Origin of the sequence: Pseudomonas tritici (genome assembly GCF_014268275.3) — a bacterium.
GTDB classification, from domain to species: domain Bacteria; phylum Pseudomonadota; class Gammaproteobacteria; order Pseudomonadales; family Pseudomonadaceae; genus Aquipseudomonas; species Aquipseudomonas tritici.
The window spans coordinates 4,089,151-4,109,280 of sequence record NZ_CP077084.1; the positions used below are offsets into that span (position 1 = coordinate 4,089,151).

Annotated in this window: 14 protein-coding genes and 1 pseudogene; 5 read left to right on the top strand and 10 right to left on the bottom strand. The window is 60.2% G+C overall.

The genetic code is table 11. The features are described from left to right. Positions 1–12: 12 nt before the first annotated feature. Together HU722_RS18420 and HU722_RS18425 are read right to left on the bottom strand one after the other, a co-directional pair. Positions 13–897 carry a 1-aminocyclopropane-1-carboxylate deaminase/D-cysteine desulfhydrase gene (locus HU722_RS18420; RefSeq protein WP_065890729.1) on the bottom strand — a complete coding sequence of 295 codons (885 nt, stop codon included), beginning with the start codon at positions 895–897 and terminating at the stop codon, positions 13–15. Between the two features lie 55 nt (positions 898–952). Then, entirely contained in the window at positions 953–2,992 is a 2,040-nt protein-coding gene (locus HU722_RS18425) for an NADPH-dependent 2,4-dienoyl-CoA reductase (protein WP_065890831.1), read from the bottom strand. A 213-nt stretch (positions 2,993–3,205) separates the two neighbouring features. Between HU722_RS18425 and HU722_RS18430 the strand changes: the two genes are divergently transcribed. The 3 genes from HU722_RS18430 (at position 3,206) to HU722_RS18440 (ending at position 6,699) form a co-directional block, all read left to right on the top strand. Beyond that, positions 3,206–4,336 carry a carbon-nitrogen hydrolase family protein gene (locus tag HU722_RS18430; RefSeq protein WP_065890725.1) on the top strand — a complete coding sequence of 377 codons (1,131 nt, stop codon included), beginning with the start codon at positions 3,206–3,208 and terminating at the stop codon, positions 4,334–4,336. After that, positions 4,333–5,361, top strand: coding sequence for an AraC family transcriptional regulator (locus HU722_RS18435; RefSeq protein WP_065890724.1), 1,029 nt, complete (start codon positions 4,333–4,335; stop codon positions 5,359–5,361). Before HU722_RS18430 ends, HU722_RS18435 begins: the two co-directional genes overlap by 4 nt. A 333-nt stretch (positions 5,362–5,694) precedes the next feature. Continuing rightward, positions 5,695–6,699: a transketolase-like TK C-terminal-containing protein gene (locus HU722_RS18440; RefSeq protein ID WP_186752814.1), complete on the top strand. Its 1,005-nt coding sequence runs from the start codon at positions 5,695–5,697 to the stop codon at positions 6,697–6,699. Between the two features lie 63 nt (positions 6,700–6,762). Here HU722_RS18440 and HU722_RS18445 read toward each other — a convergent pair whose 3' ends face one another. Then, on the bottom strand, positions 6,763–7,233 hold the full coding sequence (locus tag HU722_RS18445) for a MarR family winged helix-turn-helix transcriptional regulator (protein WP_065876010.1): 471 nt from the start codon (positions 7,231–7,233) through the stop codon (positions 6,763–6,765). 145 nt (positions 7,234–7,378) lie between these two features. Here HU722_RS18445 and aceE point away from each other — a divergent pair, with 145 nt between their 5' ends. Beyond that, positions 7,379–10,039 (top strand): pyruvate dehydrogenase (acetyl-transferring), homodimeric type, encoded by a 2,661-nt coding sequence (aceE, locus tag HU722_RS18450; protein WP_065880966.1) that lies wholly within the window; start codon positions 7,379–7,381, stop codon positions 10,037–10,039. Between the two features lies 1 nt (position 10,040). Here aceE and HU722_RS18455 read toward each other — a convergent pair whose 3' ends face one another. Then, the gene (locus HU722_RS18455) at positions 10,041–10,814 is read right to left on the bottom strand and encodes a DUF2242 domain-containing protein (RefSeq protein ID WP_065876008.1); all 774 of its coding nucleotides are present in this window, start codon (positions 10,812–10,814) and stop codon (positions 10,041–10,043) included. A gap of 89 nt (positions 10,815–10,903) precedes the next feature. Continuing rightward, positions 10,904–11,803, bottom strand: a complete 900-nt coding sequence (locus tag HU722_RS18460) for a LysR family transcriptional regulator (protein WP_065876007.1) — start codon at positions 11,801–11,803, stop codon at positions 10,904–10,906. 118 nt (positions 11,804–11,921) lie between these two features. Here HU722_RS18460 and HU722_RS18465 point away from each other — a divergent pair. Further along, positions 11,922–13,127: pseudogene (locus tag HU722_RS18465) on the top strand (MFS transporter). Here HU722_RS18465 and HU722_RS18470 read toward each other — a convergent pair. From HU722_RS18470 to clpX, 5 genes are all read right to left on the bottom strand, one after another. Next, positions 13,074–13,598, bottom strand: coding sequence for a GNAT family N-acetyltransferase (locus HU722_RS18470; protein ID WP_065876005.1), 525 nt, complete (start codon positions 13,596–13,598; stop codon positions 13,074–13,076). The pseudogene HU722_RS18465 and the gene HU722_RS18470 sit on opposite strands and share 54 nt — an antisense overlap. A gap of 99 nt (positions 13,599–13,697) precedes the next feature. Further along, on the bottom strand, positions 13,698–15,572 hold the full coding sequence (locus HU722_RS18475; RefSeq protein ID WP_065890722.1) for a SurA N-terminal domain-containing protein: 1,875 nt from the start codon (positions 15,570–15,572) through the stop codon (positions 13,698–13,700). Positions 15,573–15,802: 230 nt separating this feature from the next. Beyond that, complete coding sequence (locus HU722_RS18480) at positions 15,803–16,075, bottom strand: HU family DNA-binding protein (protein WP_003174819.1); 273 nt, start codon at positions 16,073–16,075, stop codon at positions 15,803–15,805. Positions 16,076–16,223: 148 nt separating this feature from the next. Continuing rightward, entirely contained in the window at positions 16,224–18,620 is a 2,397-nt protein-coding gene (gene lon, locus HU722_RS18485) for an endopeptidase La (protein WP_065890721.1), read from the bottom strand. A gap of 173 nt (positions 18,621–18,793) precedes the next feature. Further along, complete coding sequence (clpX, locus tag HU722_RS18490; protein WP_017136464.1) at positions 18,794–20,077, bottom strand: ATP-dependent Clp protease ATP-binding subunit ClpX; 1,284 nt, start codon at positions 20,075–20,077, stop codon at positions 18,794–18,796. Between the last annotated feature and the right edge of the window lie 53 nt (positions 20,078–20,130).

Consider the following 20,130-nt stretch of genomic DNA (forward strand, 5'->3'; position numbering starts at 1 on the left):
AGGGGTTCTGTGTCAGGCATTGAACCCTCGGCGGCCTTGCAGGCCGCCGGTGTGCACGAAGATCAGGCGGGTGCCGGAAGTAAAGCGCCCTGCTTCGATCTGCGCCTTCAAGGCCAGTAACGCCTTGCCGGTGTAGAGCGGCTCCAATGGCAAGCCGCAGGCCCGCTCTGTGGTTTCGATAAACTCGAGCAGCAGCGGATCGACCTTGGCAAAGCCACCTCGGCTGGCGTCCACCAGCTCATACCCACTTTGCACGATAGACTCCACGTTCTGCGCCACACCGTGATCATCCGGCACCGCCATGGCGCCGTGCACCGTGTGTGCACCCGCCTCCGCCAGCACCAGACCGGCCAACGTGGTGCCAGTGCCTGCAGCTAACCACCAGCCGTCGTAGTCGGTCCACCCCAGTGCGGGCAACTGCGCCCGCACCTGCTTGACCAACACGGAGCAACCCGATGCACCCGCAATACCACCGCCGCCTTCAGGCACGGGATGCAGATGGGGATACTGCTCACGCCACGGCAGCCAAAAGTCCGGTTCATGGCGCGCGCGATAACCGCCATACCCCAGCCAATGCAATTGCATGCCAAATGCCTTCAAGTCGAGGACAGTAGGGGTGTCTTGTGGATGCCCGCGCAGCAGGCCTACGGTGGGGAAGTCAAAGCGCTTGCCGGCGGCGGCTAACGCGTGCAAATGGTTGGAGTAAGCGCCGCCCAGGCTGATGATGCCGCGGGCGTTTTGCGCCTGCGCTAAATGCCCGCTGAGCTTGAACCATTTGTTGCCACTGATCAGCGGGTCGATACAATCCAGGCGCAACACGGCCAGCTCGACACCTTGCAGCCAATCCAGCTGCAAGGGTTCAAGCGGTGCGCGGGGAAGCCAATCGAAGGGGCCCATCGGGACATCTGTATGAAAAACGGGGCGGTAGTCTAACACCGCCCCGTTTGGGTTCTTACAGTTCGGCAGCGAGGCGTGAACCCTGATTGATAGCGCGCTTGGCATCCAGCTCGGCCGCCACATCGGCGCCGCCGATCAGGTGCACGGTCTGGCCCGCCGCGACCAGGCCGTCCTGCAGTTCGCGCAGCGGGTCCTGGCCGGCGCAGATGACGATATTGTCCACCGCCAGCACTTGGGGTTCACCCTCGGCGCCAATGCGGATATGCAGGCCTTCATCGTCGATTTTCAAATACTCGACGCTGTTGAGCATCTGCACCTGCTTGCTCTTCAAACCGGTACGGTGGATCCAGCCGGTAGTCTTGCCCAGGCCGTCGCCCACCTTGGAAGTCTTGCGTTGCAGCAAGAACACTTCACGCGCCGGCGCATGGGGTTGCGGTTTGATACCGGCAACACCACCGCGGGCTTGCAGCTGGGTGTCGATGCCCCACTCTTTCCAGAACGCTTCGCGGTCCAGGCTGGTGGACACACCTTGGTGCACGAGGAATTCCGAGACATCGAAACCGATACCACCGGCGCCGATCACCGCTACGCGCTTGCCTACCGGTTTGCGTTCGAGGATCACATCCAAGTAGCTCAGCACCTTGGCACTCTCGACCCCCGGGATCGCCGGGGTACGCGGCGCGATGCCGGTGGCCAGGATGATCTCGTCATAACCACCCGCCGCCAGTTGCGCCACGTCCACACGGGTATTGAGGCAAAGCTCCACGTGGGTGGTCTGCAATTTGCGCTTGAAGTAGCGCAGGGTTTCGAAGAACTCCTCCTTGCCCGGCACGCGCTTGGCGATATTGAACTGGCCGCCGATCTCGCTGGCGGAGTCAAACAGCGTCACCTGATGGCCGCGCTCCGCAGCCACCGTTGCCGCCGCCAGACCGGCAGGACCGGCACCCACCACGGCGATCTTCTTGATTTGCTTCACGGGCAGGTAGTTGAGCTCAGTCTCATAGCACGCGCGCGGGTTGACCAAACAGGTGGTCAGCTTGCCGCCGAAGGTGTGATCCAGGCAGGCCTGATTGCAGCCGATACAGGTGTTGATTTCATCGGCACGGCCAGCGGCAGCCTTGTTGACGAATTCCGGGTCGGCCAGGAATGGGCGTGCCATGGACACCATGTCGGCATCGCCCTCGGCGAGGATCTGCTCGGCGATTTCCGGGGTGTTGATGCGGTTGGTAGTAATCAGCGGAATCTGCACCGCACCGCGCAGTTTGGCGGTGACTTTGCTGAACGCGCCGCGCGGCACCTTGGTGGCGATGGTCGGGATACGCGCTTCGTGCCAGCCAATCCCGGTGTTGATAAGGGTCGCACCGGCGCCTTCGATGGCCTTGGCCAACTGCACGATTTCTTCCCAGGTGCTGCCGCCCTCCACCAGATCGAGCATCGACAGGCGGAAGATAATGATGAAATTCGGGCCCACGGCCTCACGCACACGGCGCACGATATCCACCGCCAGGCGCATGCGGTTTTCGTAGCTACCGCCCCAGCGGTCGGTGCGATGGTTGGTGTGGGCGGCGAGGAACTGGTTAATGAAGTAGCCTTCGGACCCCATGATTTCCACACCGTCGTACTCGGCGACCTGGGCCAGCAACGAACAGGTGACAAAATCCTGGATCTGCTTTTCGATGCCTTCTTCGTCCAGCTCCTTGGGCTTGAACGGGTTGATCGGCGCCTGGATCGCGCTCGGTGCAACTTGTTTAGGGCTGTAGGCATAACGACCGGCATGGAGGATCTGCATGCAGATCTTGCCGCCCGCCTCATGCACGGCTTTGGTCACGATCTTGTGTTTTTGCGCTTCTTCGTCGGTGGTCAGCTTGGCCGCGCCGGCGTACACCCCGCCCTCGTCATTCGGGCCAATGCCGCCAGTGACCATCAGGCCAACGCCGCCACGGGCGCGCTCTGCAAAATAGGCGGCCATGCGTTCGAAGCCGCCGGGCTTTTCTTCAAGGCCCGTGTGCATCGAGCCCATCAGGGTACGGTTGCGCAAGGTGGTAAAACCCAGGTCCAACGGGGCCAGCAGATGCGGGTAGGCAACAGCGGTCATGGTCAAGCTCCACAACGGATCATCACGGGGGCGTGACAGGCTCATGCGGCCCGCCATCGGTTTATGTCCCACAGACTAAGAGCCGGCGGACTACCGCTCAATGACTGAAACTGACAAGTTATTGATCCAAATGCACAGCGCCCCTTGGCAAGCCGGTCCATGGGCCCTACCCTAGTCGGCGAACCCTGCACACGGTCTGTTGTCTGTTGCCCCATGCGTAAACTTCTCGCTTTTACCGTCACCATGGCCCTGGTTGCCGCCGTCGCCGCGTATCTGGTCTGGACCCAGGAGCGCCCCGTGGCGCATTACCTGTCGGACCTGCGCATCACCCTTGCCGTCAACGAAGGCCTGCCGGCTGACCGTGGCAACTTGCTGGGCATCCAGCCGGAGCTGTTTCCGGCCGACTACCAGAGCCTGGAACGCCTGCACCTGAAGCTGTCGGCCTACCTGCAAAAAGCCCGCGACCAAGGGCTGATCAACGACAAGACCATCGTGGTACTGCCCGAACATATTGGCACCTGGCTGATGCTCATAGGCGAGAAGAACGAGGTCTACCAGGCTCTCCACGCGAAAGATGCGATGAATTGGCTGTCGGTCAGCAACCCACTGATGTTTGCGCGCGCGTGGATCAGCGCCACGGGCGACAACCGCACCGACGACGCCTACCTGCGCATGAAAGCCGATGGCATGGCGCGGGACTATCAGGTGTTGTTTGGCGGCCTGGCCAAGGAGTTTGGCGTGACCTTGGTGGCCGGCTCCATCACCCTGCCCAACCCAAGCGTCAGTCAGGGACAGCTGCAGGTCGGCCATGGTGCGCTGTATAACGCCAGCGTGGTCTTCAGCGCCGACGGTTTGCCCGTCGGCGAGCCGCAGCGTCAGCTCTACCCGATCTACAATGAACGTGGCTTTATCGAACCCGGTGATGAAAACGTCGTCAGCGTGGTCGACACCCCGGCCGGTCGCCTGGGCGTGCTGGTGGGCAGCGACAGCTGGTACCCGGAAAACTACCGCAAACTCAACGAACACGGCGCGCAGTTGATCGCAGTGCCGGCCTTTGTGCTGGGACGTGACACCTGGGACGGCCCATGGCGCGGTTTCAAAAGCGTGTCCACCCCGACTGAAATCAGCCTCAAGCCCGAAGAACTCAGTGAAGGCGAAGCCTGGCGCCGTCTCACGCTGATCAGCCAGCCCCCCGTCAGTCAGGCAAGCGCCGGCATGAGCGTGTTCCTGCGTGGACAATTCTGGGACCTGGGCACCGCTGGGCATAGCTTCCTCAGCAGCAACGGGCAAATCAGCGCAGATAGCGACGCCCGTGGTGCGCGCTTGTTGAATATCTGGCTGTGAAGCCCGTACGGCTGGGGGACCTGTCGGTGGGCTTCGTGCACACCCTGGCGGATGCCATCCACAGCCACGGCCAGGACCCGCAGCCGCTGCTGCTGCAATACGGCCTCGACCCGGCGCGCCTCGCCGAGGCCGGTGCACGCTTGTCGATCCCGCGTTACATGCGCCTTGGCCATGCGGCCATCCAGCTCACCGGCGACCCGGGCCTGGGTTTGCGCATGGGCCAGTTCAGCCGCCTGAGCCAGGCAGGGCTCGCGGGCGTCACCGCCGCCCAGGCGCCCAACGTACGCGAGGCTGCGCGCACATTGACTCGTTTCGAAGCACTGTACGGCTCCAATTATCGCGGGCAGTCGAGTTTTGTCGAAGATGCCGAAGGCGCCTGGCTCCGCTTCTACTCCATCAGCCCCTACAACGCCTTCAACCGCTTTGTGGTCGACTCGATCATCGCCGGCTGGCTGCATCAATTGTCGAGCCTGGCCCAACACCGGGTGCAGGCACAACGCATCGACATCGAATTTGAAACACCGGTGTATGCCGATCAGTACAACGCGCTCGGAGACATTCACTTCAGCGCCGAGGCCAACCAATTGCGCCTCAACCAGCAAACCCTGGCCCTGCGCAACCCGCAGCACTGCCCAAGTACCTGGAACCTGTTGTTACAACTTTGTGAGAGAGAGTTGGAGCAATTGACCCGCACCCGCAGCCTGCGCGAGCGCATTACCCGGTTGCTCGGGCCGATGCTCAATGGCGGCCGGGAACCCGACCTGGAAGAAGTGGCGGCACGCTTGAAGCTGCCGACCTGGACGCTACGCCGCAAACTGGCCGAAGAAGGCACTCAGTTCCGCGCCATTCTCAACGATACCCGCCGCGACCTGGCCATGACCTATATTCGCGATACGGAACTGGCGTTCGGCGAGATCGCCTACTTGCTCGGTTTTGCCTCCGCCCAAGCCTTCCAGCGGGCGTTCAGGCGGTGGAACAACCAGACCCCAGGGGAATTTCGCCGCAGTCAGCGGCATTCCGCCTGAAGTCGGTCTTACAGCTCGGTTGCATCGTCTGCGGGTTCCAGCGGGTCCCATTCAAAGGCCTGGTACTCGAGCAGCTCTTCCTGGTAATCGTCCATGGGGGACTCCTTTTTTGAATTAACAGCGGTTGCAAACAAATGACATTCATCAACAGCCTAAAGTGCCGTGATGACGAAAAAATGTCTGCGCCATGACGTTCCTGCACTCCAGGATTAAACGTAGCAGCGCTTTATGGATTTAGCCGCCAGGACTTGAGGTGCGATTGCAATCATTGCAATTGCAATCACATAATGGATTCGATTAGGGTAGGCGCATCCGTGACCAGGTGACTCGCCCATGCCCACCTCCACCCTTGACTGCGCGCAACGCTGCATCGACGTTTTGAGCGCCGCAGAAGACGCTCCCAACTCACCGCTGTACACCGTGATGACCATGGCCAACACGCTCGAATCCAGCCGACAGGCGTGGGTGATTCGCTGCCAGTCACGCTCCCGGCGCGTGGGGAACTGGCCCAGCTGGTTTGCGCGCAATACCGTCGAAAAACCCTTGCTGTACCTGCACAGTGCGCAATCATCGGCACAGTTGAGTGCGCTGGCGGACGTGACCCAGCAACGCGGCATCCTGTGCAACGACATCGAAAACCAGCCTTCGCCCTGGCCCAAAGGTGCACAACCTTCCCTGCCGCTGTGGCTCGCTACCCATCCACGTTGCACGCCGTACGACCCGGCTTCCGGTGAAGAAGCCCGGGCGATTGTGCTGGCAGGCTTGCACACGCTGTATGTCGACGGTGAACCGGGGTTTTATTACCTGGCGTTACATGATCAGCAAAGCGCAGGGGTGCTGAGCGGGCAGGATCGCGAGGACGCGCTCAAGGGCATGTACCCGATCAAGCGTGACCACACGGGCGACGTACGTTTGCTCGGTGCGGGCCGGGCACTGGAAGACGTGCTGCATGCCGCACGGTTATTGAAGCAGGACTGGGACATCACGGCGCAGGTGTGGAGTTGCCCCAGTTACACGCGACTGGCGCGTGAGGCTGCAGCGGCTGAACGCTGGAATCGGCTGCACCCCACAGCGCCCAAGCGCAGTTGCCATCTGCGTGAATGCCTGGCCGCAACTGCGGCGCCGGTGATTGCTGTCACCGGATATCCGCAGGCGATTGTCGATCAGTTGGCCGCTCATACGGATGCGCGGTTTGTGGCGCTGGGGGCCGGGTCGGTGCAGGCCGGGGCGCCGAGTCGGTATTGGATTGTGGTGATGGCGCTCAGGGCGCTGGCGGATGAGGGGCGTATTGATCTTCAGCAGGTGGAAACAGCGATGGCCCGGTACCCGCTCAAATGAATTGGAACGCCGTCAACTGTGGGAGCTGGCTTGCCTGCTCCCACATTGGATCTCCACTGAGTTTCAGGTTTTGCGCCGGCTGCGGGTCTGTACCCCGGCCTCCATCGCCAGCCCCGCCGTGCGCTCCAACGCATCCGCAAACCCCTGGCGCTGCTCCGGTTCGATCTGCGACAGGAACAACTCATCCACCGTGCTTTCGTAGATCTTCCACATTTTTTTACGCAACACCCGGCCGGCATCGGTGATCGAGGCAAACGCCGCGCGGCCGTCGCCATCGGAGCGCGAACGCACGACCAGGCCATCCTTTTCCAGGCGGTCGACCAGGCGCGTGAGGTTGTAGCGCTCGATGGCCAGCACATCCGCCAGCTCGTGCATGCGGCGGGTGCCATCGGGGCCGCTTTCCAGGCCCCACAATGCGTCGTACCAGGCATAGGGCGGCAGGTTCGCCTCGGCCAGGCGGCGTTCGATTTCACGGATGACCGTCCTGTGGGCCCTGACAAAACGGAACCATACATCAGGCTCTTTCGACGACATGCAACACCATCCGAGGGATTTCAAGAAGGTTGCAATAGTAGCTCATCCCGCGCTAGATTCGGCTATATAGTTGCAATTGCAATTACATTGACGGCACTCCCACAAAGAGCCCGCCACTTGAATTCCGCCTACCCTGGAGCTCCACATGACCCCGAACAACGCAGTCAGACGCGACGACGATCCACAGGAAACCCGCGAGTGGCTGGAGTCCATCGAATCGGTGTTGTCCACCGAAGGCCGACCGCGCGCGCACTACTTGATCGATCAGTTGCTGGATTTCGACGTGGCGCGGCATGGCGACTTCTATGGGCGGGTGACCACCCCCTACGTCAACACCATCCCGGTGGACCGCCAACTGCCCTACCCTGGCAACCTGGCCATCGAACGCCGGACCAATGCGTTTATTCGCTGGAACGCCATGGCGATGGTATTGCGTGCAGGCAAACACTCCGGCGTTGGTGGGCATATTGCGACCTATGCGTCAGCTGCTGTGCTGTATGACGTAGGCTTCGATCACTTCTTCCGTGGGCGCACCGATACCTTTGACGGCGACCTGGTGTACATCCAGGGCCACTCCTCCCCTGGCATTTACGGCCGCGCCTACCTGGAAGGCCGCATCAGCGAAGCGCAACTCGACAACTTCCGCCGCGAGGCCGGTGGCGAGGGCATTTCGTCCTATCCGCACCCACGGCTGATGCCGGACTTCTGGCAATTCCCCACCGTGTCCATGGGCCTCGGCCCGATCACCGCCGCTTACCAGGCGCGCTTTATGCGCTATCTGGAATTGCGCGGCCTCAAGCAGCACCAAGGGCGCAAAGTCTGGGCCTTCCTCGGTGATGGCGAAATGGACCAGCCGGAATCCCTGGCCGCCATCTCCCTGGCGGGTCGCGAGAAACTCGACAACCTGATCTTCGTGGTCAACTGCAACCTGCAACGCCTGGACGGCCCCGTGCGCGGCAACGCCAAGGTGATCCAGGAGTTCGAAAGCCTGTACCGCGCCGCTGGCTGGAACGTGATCAAAGTGATCTGGGGCGGTGGCTGGGACGCGCTGCTGGAAAAAGACCAAAGCGGCCTCCTGCGCCAACGCATGATGGAATGCGTGGACGGCGACTATCAGAACTACAAGTCCCAGAACGGCGCTTATGTGCGCGAACATTTCTTCGGCAAATATCCGGAATTGCTGGCGTTGGTTGCGGACATGTCCGACGACGATATCTGGAAACTCTCACGGGGCGGGCATGACCCGGACAAGGTCTACAACGCCTACGCCGCCGCCGTGCGCCACAACGGCCGACCTACCGTGATCCTGGCGAAAACCGTCAAGGGCTTTGGCATGGGCGAAGCTGGCGAAGGCCAGAACATCAACCACCAACTCAAGAAAATGGGCGCCGACGCTGTAAGAGCCTTCCGCGACCGCTTCGGCCTGGAAGTGGCCGACGACCAACTCGCCGAAATCCCATACATCAAGCCTGCCGCGGATAGCGAAGAAGCCCGCTACTTCGCTGCACGCCGCCAGGCCCTCGGCGGCTACGTACCGGCGCGACACAGTGCGGTCGAATCGTTGCAAATCCCTGAACTGAGCGCCTTTGCCACCCAGCTTAAAGACACCGGCGAACGCGCGATCTCCACTACCATGGCCTTCGTGCGCATCCTTGGCACCCTGCTCAAGGACCCGCACCTGGGCAAACTGATCGTGCCCATCGTGCCAGATGAATCGCGCACCTTCGGCATGGAAAGCCTGTTCCGTCAGATCGGTATCCATTCCGCCGTCGGCCAGCTCTATACCCCACAGGACGCCGGGCAACTGAGCTACTACAAGGAGAGCAAGGACGGACAGATCATGCAGGAAGGCCTGAATGAATCCGGCGCCATTTCCTCATGGATCGCGGCGAGTACGTCCTACAGCAACCACGGCCTGATGACCGTTCCGTTCTATATTTTCTACTCCATGTTCGGCTTCCAGCGCGTCGGTGACCTTGCCTGGGCGGCAGGCGATGCAAGGGCGCGCGGCTTCCTGCTCGGCGCCACGGCCGGCCGCACCACGCTGATGGGCGAAGGCTTGCAACATGACGATGGGCACAGCCATATCCTGTCGTCGGTGATTCCGTGCTGTGTGTCTTACGACCCGACGTTTGCCTACGAGCTGGCGGTGATCATTCGCGAAGGCATGCGGCGGATGTATGTCGACCAAGAGGACATTTACTACTACATCACCCTGCTCAACGAAAACTACCCGCACCCGGCGATGCCTGATGGCGTGGAAGATGGAATTCTCAAGGGTATGTACCGACTGAATGCCTGCGAGCAGGCCCAGGTGCAACTGATGGGCAGTGGCTCAATCCTGCGGGAAGTCATGGCGGCGGCTGAATTGCTGGAGAAAGACTTTGGCGTGCAAAGCAACGTGTGGAGCGCAACCAGCCTTACCGAATTGCGTCGCGATGGCCATGAGGCCGAGCGCTGGAACCTGCTGCACCCGGAGAGCGAGCCACGGCCAAGTTATGTGGAGCAATGCCTGGCCGGTGAAACGGGACCCGTGGTGGTGGCGACGGACTACATGAAGCTATTCGCCGATCAGATCCGCCCTTTCGTACCTGGCCGGCGCTTTGTGGCACTGGGTACGGATGGCTTCGGGCAATCGGATACCCGAGAAACCCTGCGGGCATTTTTCGAAGTGGACCGGCACTTCATCGTGCTGGCGGCCTTGAAGGCGCTGGCGGATGACGGTGTGATCGGTCGCGATAAAGTCAGTGAGGCAATCAGCCGCTACGGGATCAACGTCGACAAGACGAACCCCGTAGCGGTCTGAGTTACTGTGCAGGCGTCGGCAGGGGCGGAATCGCTTCGGTCGGCGCAGGCAACTCCGGGTTGGTGGCAGCCGGTGCAGGCTCTGCTTGCGGGGCAATCGGCGCGGCCTCGGCAGGCGGCGTGACGGGTTGTGAAGCGGCAGGCGCGTCCTTCGGCGGCTCGACCTTCTCGGCAGCCGGGGCGGCTTTAGGTTCCGGCACCCCCAGGTCAGCCTTCGGCTTCTCAGGGATATTCTCGGCCTTCTTCACCTCTTGCGGCAGGAACACATCCACCAGCGCAAAGTAACGATCATAGAACTTCGGCGCGGACACGGTCTCACTGGCCACCTTCACCATCGAGTCATCGGTAGAGCCGATTGGCATCGACACGGACCCCAGCACACCCACCCCCACACTCGCGGAGTTGTTGACCTTCTTCAGCGCGTAGCGATCCTGCAAGGCGTTGGCAAACATCGTTGAATGGTTGGTGCCTTTGCCATCATCGGCACACACCACGTTGAAGCTGATCTGCAGGTGGCTCTCGCCCGTCTGCTGAAAGCTCTTGTTACCCACGACCACTTTCGAATCGTTACTGGTGATGATGTAGCCCTGGCTCAGCAGGGCACGCCGCGCAGCTTCGCACGCGGCGACATCACTGACCGGGTAATCCCGTGAAAACGTGCCGGAGTCGTCGAAGCTCTCATGTTCATAGATAGCGGTCTTGGGTGACGAGCAGCCCGCGGCGCCCGCCAACACCAGCGCCACCCCAAGGCCACGCAAGTAAAATGATGTCGACATTGAAAATCCCGAGGAAAACAGTCAGGGCCGTATTGTGCAACAGAACGAGGCCTTGGCGCGCGCATTCCTGTCGGTAAAACGTCACAGCCCTATGAGACGCCACCTGTAGGAAAAAGCCCGGCGCACATGTGATCAACAAATACGCGCAATTTAACCGACGCATGGCGACTTGATGGCCACAACATCCAGAAACTGCCCCGGTGTTCAAGGTAGTCATCCAGTACCCTTTGCAGGCGCCCCTCGCGCACAGCGCGGTTGACCATATAGTCCGGCAGGCAAGCGATACCCAACCCTTCGTGCACCACATGGTTGAGGGACTCGATGGTGGTACTGACCAGAGGCGCGCGTAAAAAGGGTTCCGAGGCGCCGGGGGCGATGCGCAGCGGCCAAGGTTCCAGTTTGCCTGTGGTACAGAACTTGTGGCGCAGGCAGGCATGCTCGCTCAACTGCTGCGGCTCTTTCGGCGTGCCATGCTGGCGAAAATAAGCCGGTGTACCGACCAGCACCAATTGGTAATGCCCCAGATGACGGGCCATCAGGCGCGAATCTTCCGGTTTGCCAGTGCGAATAACCGCGTCGAAACCTTCCTCGATCACGTCCACCATGCGGTCGGAAAAATCCACATCCAGCTCGATATCCGGGTAGGCCCGCATAAAATCGCTGAGCACCGGCATCAACAAACCGCGCACTTGCGGCACGCTGATGCGCAGCTTGCCCCGAGGCGTGGCGCTGGCTTCGGTCAGCTCGCGCTCAGCGGCCTCGACTTCGGCAAGGATACGCCGCGAACGCTCAAGGAACAGCGCGCCCTCGCTGGTCAAGGTGATGCTGCGGGTGCTGCGGTGAAACAGCCGCACACCCAAGCGCTCTTCCATCCGCGCGATGCTTTTGCCTACGGCCGAAGACGACACCCCCAGCGCACGCCCGGCGGCGGTGAAACTGCGAGTCTCCGCCACCTGCACGAATACCGAGAGTCTGCCAAGACTGTCCATGATGGGCCTTTGAAGATTGCGGACACTAAGGTCCGATAAGTTCGGAACCTTAGCCTGTTTTTCCGCCGACCACAGCCCCCTACTCTGCGTGCTCGACCTTTTGCATGGACAGAGCGCGATGACCTCCCTCACCGATTCCCCCGTCACAACCCGGCCTGAAACACTGCCGATGGCAGGCTTGCTGGCCCTGGCCAGTGCCGGCTTTATCACCATCCTCACCGAAGCCATGCCTGCCGGGCTCCTGCCGCAGATGGGCGAAGGCCTGGGCGTTTCGCCCGCGCTGGTTGGCCAATTGGTTACGCTTTACGCCCTGGGGTCACTGCTGGCGGCCATCCCGTTGACGCTGTTGACGCGAGGCTGGCGACGGCGGCCCTTGTTGCTGGTGGCCATTGGTGGCTTTGCGCTGGTCAACAGCGTGACCGCCCTTTCCAGCCACTATGGGCTGACCTTGGTGGCGCGCTTCTTCGCCGGCGTATTCGCCGGGCTGCTCTGGGCGTTACTGGCGGGTTATGCCAGCAGAATGGTTGCGCCACATCTGCAGGGCCGGGCGATTGCGGTGGCAATGCTGGGCGCCCCGTTGGCGCTGTCATTGGGTGTACCCGCCGGCACCTTTCTGGGCGCCGCGGTTGGCTGGCGCCTGAGTTTTGCGATCATGACCGGGCTGACCCTGGTGCTACTGATCTGGGCGCGCTGGCAGCTTCCGGATTTTGCCGGCGAACGCGGCGGAAAACGTTTGGGGCTGCATCAAGTGCTGACATTGCCGGGCATTCGTCCGGTGCTGTGGGTGACCTTCACCTACGTGCTGGCCCATAACATTCTCTATACCTATATCGCCCCGCTGTTGGTACCGGCGGGAATTGTTGCGGATATCGATCGGCTGCTGCTGGTGTTCGGCCTCGCCGCATTATTGAGCATCTGGCTGGCCGGCGTATTGATTGATCGGTGGTTGCGCGCACTGTTGCTGATCAGTTGCGCGCTGTTTGGCCTGATCGCCTTTGCGCTGGCGTTCTGGATTGACCTGCCAGCGGTCATCTACACCGCCGTCGCGCTATAGGGCCTGGCCTTCGGCGGACTGCCCGCGCTCCTGCAAACAGCGCTGGCCAAGTCGGCGGGCGAGTCGGCGGATGCCGCGCAGTCGATGCTGGTGACCGTTTGGAACCTGGGCATCGCGAGCGGCGGTTTGGCAGGCGGCGTGTTGCTCCAGGGGTGGGGTGTCGGCGCATTTCCGTGGGCGGTTGTGCTGCTGATGCTGCTGGCCCTGGCCGGCGCTCTACAGGCTGCGCCCCAACAACTGGCCCGGCCATCCCTCCAGGTCGAACGTTGAAATGCGCTCATAGCCACAGGACTCATAAAACCGCACCAGGTCGCCGGTCCCACCGCCGTAGCAGTCCACACGCAAACGCCTCACTCCCGCAGCACGGGCACGGTCGTCGGCGAAGGCCATGAGGCGCCGACCGATACCCCGTACACGCTGATCCCGCGCAGCGATCAGCAGCCGCACATAGACCTCCGGCTCTGTCGCTGCGGGCACATAAGCCATGGGCTCGCCCAACACGAGTGCGGCCAGGACCCGGCCGCCGCGTTCCTCTACCACCCACGCACCCGGCATCGCGCAGGCATCGGTTACTTGCGCAACCCGCCGCGGCGAGGCCGACCAAGGCTCGGTTCCCCATTGACCGTTATTGCCGATGGACACGAACCAGGCAATCACTTCGTCGAACACCTGCAAAACCGCCGGGGCATCCGCCACACTGGCCCGGCGGATCACCACCCCCTCACTTCCTTGATCGAACACGCTGAAAACTCCTTGGTCCGCGACAGTGAATGCCCAGTCTAGCGCACATAAAAAAACCCCCGGACTTTTCAGGCCGGGGGCTTCTTGTTCAAACCGACATCAGTACTTCTTGATGTCAGCCTTGGTTTCCAACTGCTTGCGGTACGCCGCGAAGTCCTGCTGCCCGACACGGGAAGCGAGGAAGCGGCGGTATTGCGCCTTTTCTTCATCCGTTGGTGCAGCGGCTTCGTTGACGCCGTTCAAGCGCACGATCACCAGGCTGCCGTCAGCCAGGGTCACGGTGGTGAAGGTCGGCTTGTCCTTGGCCGCAGGCTTGGGCATGCGGAACAGGGCTTGCAACACCGCAGGGTCGATCGCTTCCTGGCTACGGGTAGCCGCTTCAGTGACCTTCCAGGCCTGGCCGTCGACCGGCTGGTTCAGCGGTGTCTTGCCATCACGCAGGCTGGCGATCAACTCGTCAGCGTGGGTCTTGGCAGCCGCGCTGGCGCGTTCCTTGGCCATCTGCGTACGAATCGCGGCATTGACGCTTTCCAGCGGCAGTTGCGCAGGCTTCAGATGCTCCTTGGCACGCAGCACGATGATGGTTTCCGGGTCCAGCTCGATGGCGGTGCTGTTGGCACCCTCATCCAGTACTTCCGGGCTGAACGCAGCAGTGACCACGGCACGGTTGGCCGCAACACCTTCGCCACCTTCACGGCCAAACGGCGCGGAGGTATGCACGGTCAGCTTCAGGTCGGACGCCGGCTGGGCCAGGTCGGACGCTTCAAATGCCGCATCTTCCAATTGCTTGGTCGCTTCGACAAAACGCTGCTCGACTTGCTGGGCCTTGAGCTCTTTGGTCAACTTGTCTTTCAGGCTGGCAAACGTCGGCACTTGCGGTGCCTCAACGCCCAACAGCTTGATCAAGTGCCAACCGAAGGTACTGCGCACTGGCGCCGAGACCTGGTCCTTGTTCAACGCGTACAACGCGGTTTCGAAGTCCGGGTCGTAAACGCCTGGGCCGGCAAAGCCCAGATCGCCGCCACTGTTGGCCGAACCTGGATCCTGGGAGAACTCCTTGGCCAGGGCTTCGAACTTCTCACCCTTGGCCAGGCGGGCCTGGATCTCTTCGATCTTGGCCTTGGCTTGTGCGTCGGTGACCTTGTCGTTGACTTCAATCAGGATGTGCGCTGCACGACGCTGTTCAGCGAGGTTGGCGGTTTCTTTCTGATAGGCAGCCTGCAGCTCATCGTCCTTGACGCTGACCTGGTCGAAGAAGGACGACTTCTTCAATTCCAGGTAGTCGATAACCACTTGATCAGGGGTCATGAACTCTTTGGCGTGCTGGTCGTAGTAAGCCTTGACCTCGTCGTCGGTGAGTTTCACCGCGGCAGGGTTGGCCTTGATGTTGACGGTGGCGAAATCGCGGGTCTGTTTTTCCAGACGGGCGAATGCCAGCACTTCGGCGTCGGTGACGAAACCACTGCCGGCGATACCTGCGCGAACCTGACCGATGAGCATTTCCTGGGTCAGCATCTGACGGAATTGCATACGGCTGTAGCCCAGTTGACGAATCACCTGGTCAAAGCGTTCGGCGCTGAACTTGCCGTCCACCTGGAACTCCGGCGTCTGCAGGATCACCTGGTCCAGCGCAGCTTCAGAGAAGCCAAACTTGGAATCGGCCGCACCTTGCAGCAGCAGCTTGCGATCGATCAGACCCTTGAGGGCCGCCTCGCGCAGCAGTTTTTCGTCCAGCAGCGAAGCATCGAAATCCTTGCCCAGCTGTTGCATCAGCTGGCGACGTTGCATGTCGACGGCTTGGCTCAGCTCGGTCTGGGTGATCTCTTCACCGTTGACCTTGGCCACGTCCTGTTTACTGTTACCCGAAGCCTGGAAAATGGCTTCGATACCGGTGAACGCCATCAATGCGACGATGATCCCGATAATGGTCTTGGCAATCCAGCCTTGTGAATTGTCCCTGATATTTTGCAGCATGCGTCCCCCAGAAACGGTTGAACTTCAAAAATAGGCAACCGTGGAGCGTGGGTAGAGTCCGGATAGAAGAAAGGCGCATCCGAGGATGCGCCTTCTCGTAACTGGCGGAGCGGACGGGGGTTTGAACCCACACCCCCGGCGTAGCGACCCAATGGATACGTAGGTCAGCTGCCGCTCCGCTGCCAGGCCAGACCTGCGTCCGACCCGGGTAGGTAAGGCTTGAGCGAAGCTTAGTTAACGGCTTCTTTCAGGGCTTTACCGGCTTTGAAACCTGGTTTCTTGGCAGCAGCGATTTGCAGTGCTTTGCCAGTCTGTGGGTTACGGCCAGTGCGAGCTGGGCGGTCAGTCACAGAGAAAGTACCGAAGCCTACCAGGACCACGGAGTCGCCGGCCTTCAGAGCGCCAGTGACGGATTCGATTACTGCATCCAGCGCACGGCCAGCAGCAGCTTTCGGGATATCAGCGGATGCAGCGATAGCATCAATCAGTTCCGACTTGTTCACTCTAAGTCCCCTTATATTTCTATTGAGTATGATTCTAAGTTTTTTGGTAAAAACAAAAGCCAGTGCTGAATGGCCTACAGACACTTAAGAGCCGCTTTATAACAAGGGCTCTAAAAAGCTGTCAAGGAAGCCACCCGGCTTAATCGCATTAATGCGTGCTAATTCTTTCCTTGGAATCTGACTCGCGTTTTTCATCCTTCGCGACAATCTCCGGAGCCACATCCGGCAAGGGCTCCGGCGCGTATTGCAGCGCAATTTGCAGGACCTCGTCAATCCATTTAACCGGTTTAATCTGAAGATCCTGCTTGATATTGTCAGGAATTTCTTTCAAGTCGCGAACATTCTCTTCAGGAATGATCACGGTCTTGATGCCACCCCGGTGTGCGGCGAGCAATTTCTCCTTCAGACCACCGATAGCCAGTACTTGACCACGCAGGGTAATTTCCCCGGTCATAGCGACATCGGCACGCACCGGAATGCCAGTCAATGCCGACACCAGGGCCGTGCACATCCCTACGCCTGCGCTAGGGCCGTCCTTCGGGGTCGCCCCTTCCGGCATGTGGATGTGCGTGTCGTGCTTCTCATGGAAGTCCAGGGGGATCCCCAGGCTCTTGGCGCGGCTGCGCACCACGGTCTGCGCAGCAGTGATGGACTCGACCATCACGTCACCCAGGGAACCGGTCTTGATCAGTTGGCCTTTGCCCGGGATCACCGCAGCTTCGATGGTCAGCAACTCGCCGCCCACTTGGGTCCACGCCAGGCCAGTGACCTGCCCTACCTGATCCTGTTGCTCGGCCAGGCCGTAACTGAATTTACGCACGCCCAGGAAATGCTCCAGGGAGTCGGCGGTGACCTTCACCGAGAAGCGTTTTTCCAGCGCATGTTCCTTGACCGCTTTGCGGCAGATTTTCGCGATCTGGCGCTCCAGGCCCCGTACACCGGCCTCGCGGGTGTAATAACGCACGATGTCGCGGATCGTTTCGAGCTCGAACTCGATCTCGCCCTTCTTCAGGCCGTTGGCCGAAATCTGCTTGGGCGCGAGGTATTTGACCGCGATGTTGATCTTCTCGTCTTCGGTGTAGCCCGGCAGACGAATCACTTCCATCCGGTCCAGCAACGCTGGCGGGATGTTCATGGAGTTGGAGGTGCACAGGAACATTACGTCGGACAGGTCGTAATCGACTTCCAGGTAATGGTCGTTGAAATTGTGGTTCTGTTCCGGGTCGAGCACTTCGAGCAGGGCCGATGCCGGATCGCCACGCATGTCGCTGCCCATTTTGTCGATTTCATCGAGCAGGAACAGCGGGTTGCGCACACCCACTTTCGTCATCTTTTGAATCAATCTTCCTGGCATCGAACCGATGTAAGTCCGGCGATGACCACGAATTTCCGCTTCATCGCGCACACCGCCGAGGGCCATGCGCACGAATTTACGGTTGGTGGCATTGGCAATCGACTCAGCCAGCGAGGTTTTACCCACGCCAGGCGGCCCCACCAGGCACAACACCGGCCCACGAATTTTCTTCACGCGCTTTTGCACGGCGAGGTATTCGAGGATGCGTTCTTTGACTTCTTCGAGGCCGTAGTGATCGGCGTCGAGGATATCCTCAGCGCGAGCCAGGTCCAGGCGCACTTTGGTCTGGGCCTTCCACGGCACCTGCACCAGCCAGTCGATGTAGGAGCGCACCACGGTGGCTTCAGCCGACATCGGCGACATTTGCTTGAGCTTGTTCAGCTCGGCGTTGGCCTTGGTCAGGGCGTCTTTCGGCAGGCCGGCGGCATCGATGCGCTTTTTCAGCTCTTCGATTTCGTTGTGGCCTTCCTCGCTGTCGCCGAGTTCTTTCTGGATGGCCTTCATCTGCTCATTCAGGTAGTACTCGCGCTGGCTGCGCTCCATTTGTTTCTTCACACGGCCACGGATGCGTTTCTCAACCTGCAACAGGTCGATTTCGCCATCCAGCAGCGCTAGCACATGCTCAACACGGGCCGACAGGTCGATGATTTCGAGGATGTCTTGCTTCTGCTCGATTTTCAGCGCCATGTGCGCGGCCATGGTGTCGACCAGGCGGCTTGGCTCATCAATGCTGTTGAGGGAAGACAGGACTTCAGCCGGGACTTTCTTGCCCAACTGCACATACTGCTCGAATTGCGAGAGCAGGCTGCGTACAAAAACTTCCGACTCACGCTCAGGGGCTTCGACTTCGTCGATCAGCGCGACTTCGGCGCGCAGGTGGCCGTCCACCTCCATGAAGCGTTCGACCGCACCCCGTTGCTCACCTTCCACCAGCACCTTGACAGTGCCATCAGGCAGCTTGAGCAATTGCAGCACGGTAGCAATGGTGCCCACGCGATACAGGGCATCTTCGCCTGGATCATCATCAGCAGGATTTCTCTGGGCCAACAGCAGGATCTGCTTGTCGCCCGTCATCGCGGCCTCGAGGGCTTCGATAGACTTCTCGCGCCCCACGAACAGCGGGATAACCATGTGCGGATAGACGACGACATCACGCAACGGCAGGAGAGGCAATTCAATGGTTGTCTTCATGATTTCGCCTCTATGACAGTTGAAAAATAAACTTGAAACCAAGATGGGGGCTGCATGCAAAAAAAACAAGCTTATTGCCAGCAGTTAAACGCAGTAAACGCTTTGGAGTAAAAACGCTGTAAAAACAAAGGGGCCCCTGGAGGCCCCTTGTTTATACCGAAACTGCGAAACGCTTACGCGTCGGGCGCAGCCTTGGCAGCCGGCTCACTGTTTTCGTAGATATACAGTGGCTTGGACTTGCCTTCTATAACGCTTTCGTCGATCACCACTTTACTCACCTCGGACTGCGAGGGGATTTCGTACATGGTGTCGAGCAACACGCCTTCCAGAATCGAACGCAGGCCACGTGCACCGGTCTTGCGCTCCAGTGCCCGCTTGGCCACTGATTTGAGTGCGTCGGTACGGAACTCGAGGTCTACACCTTCCATCTCGAACAGCTTGGCGTATTGCTTGGTCAGGGCGTTTTTCGGCTCGGTGAGGATCTGAATCAGAGCAGCCTCATCCAATTCGTCCAACGTGGCCAGGACGGGCAGACGGCCAACGAATTCCGGGATCAGACCGAACTTGACCAGATCGTCAGGCTCGACTTCACGCAGGGACTCGCCCACCTTCTTGCCTTCTTCCTTGCTGCGCACTTCTGCACCGAAACCAATGCCGCCCCGGGTGGAACGTTGCTGGATAACTTTTTCCAGCCCGGAGAACGCACCGCCACAGATGAACAGGATGTTGCGCGTATCAACCTGAAGGAATTCCTGCTGCGGGTGCTTGCGGCCGCCTTGTGGCGGTACGGAAGCAACCGTGCCTTCGATCAGTTTCAACAGGGCTTGCTGCACGCCTTCACCGGAAACATCCCGAGTGATCGACGGGTTGTCAGACTTGCGCGAAATCTTATCGATTTCGTCGATGTAGACAATACCCATCTGGGCTTTCTCTACGTCGTAGTCGCACTTCTGCAGCAGCTTCTGAATGATGTTCTCGACGTCTTCACCCACGTATCCAGCCTCGGTGAGGGTGGTGGCGTCGGCGATAGTGAACGGAACGTTGAGCAGACGAGCGAGGGTTTCTGCAAGCAGGGTTTTACCCGAGCCTGTAGGACCGATCAGCAAGATGTTGCTCTTGCCGAGTTCGACTTCGTCGCCTTTCTTGTCACGCTGGTTCAAGCGCTTGTAGTGGTTGTATACCGCTACGGCCAAAACCTTCTTTGCACGCTCTTGACCAATCACGTATTGATCAAGGATGCCGCTGATTTCTTTAGGCGAAGGCAATTTATGCGCGCTGCTTTCGGCCTGGGCTTCCTGCACCTCCTCACGGATGATGTCATTGCACAGGTCGACGCACTCGTCGCAGATAAAGACCGAGGGGCCGGCAATCAATTTGCGTACTTCATGCTGGCTTTTGCCACAGAAGGAGCAATAGAGCAGCTTGCCGTTGTCCTCGCCGTTGCGGGTGTCAGTCATTCGTTCGATCCAAATCCGATAGGCTTGCAACACAAGATGAAGGCTTATGCGGG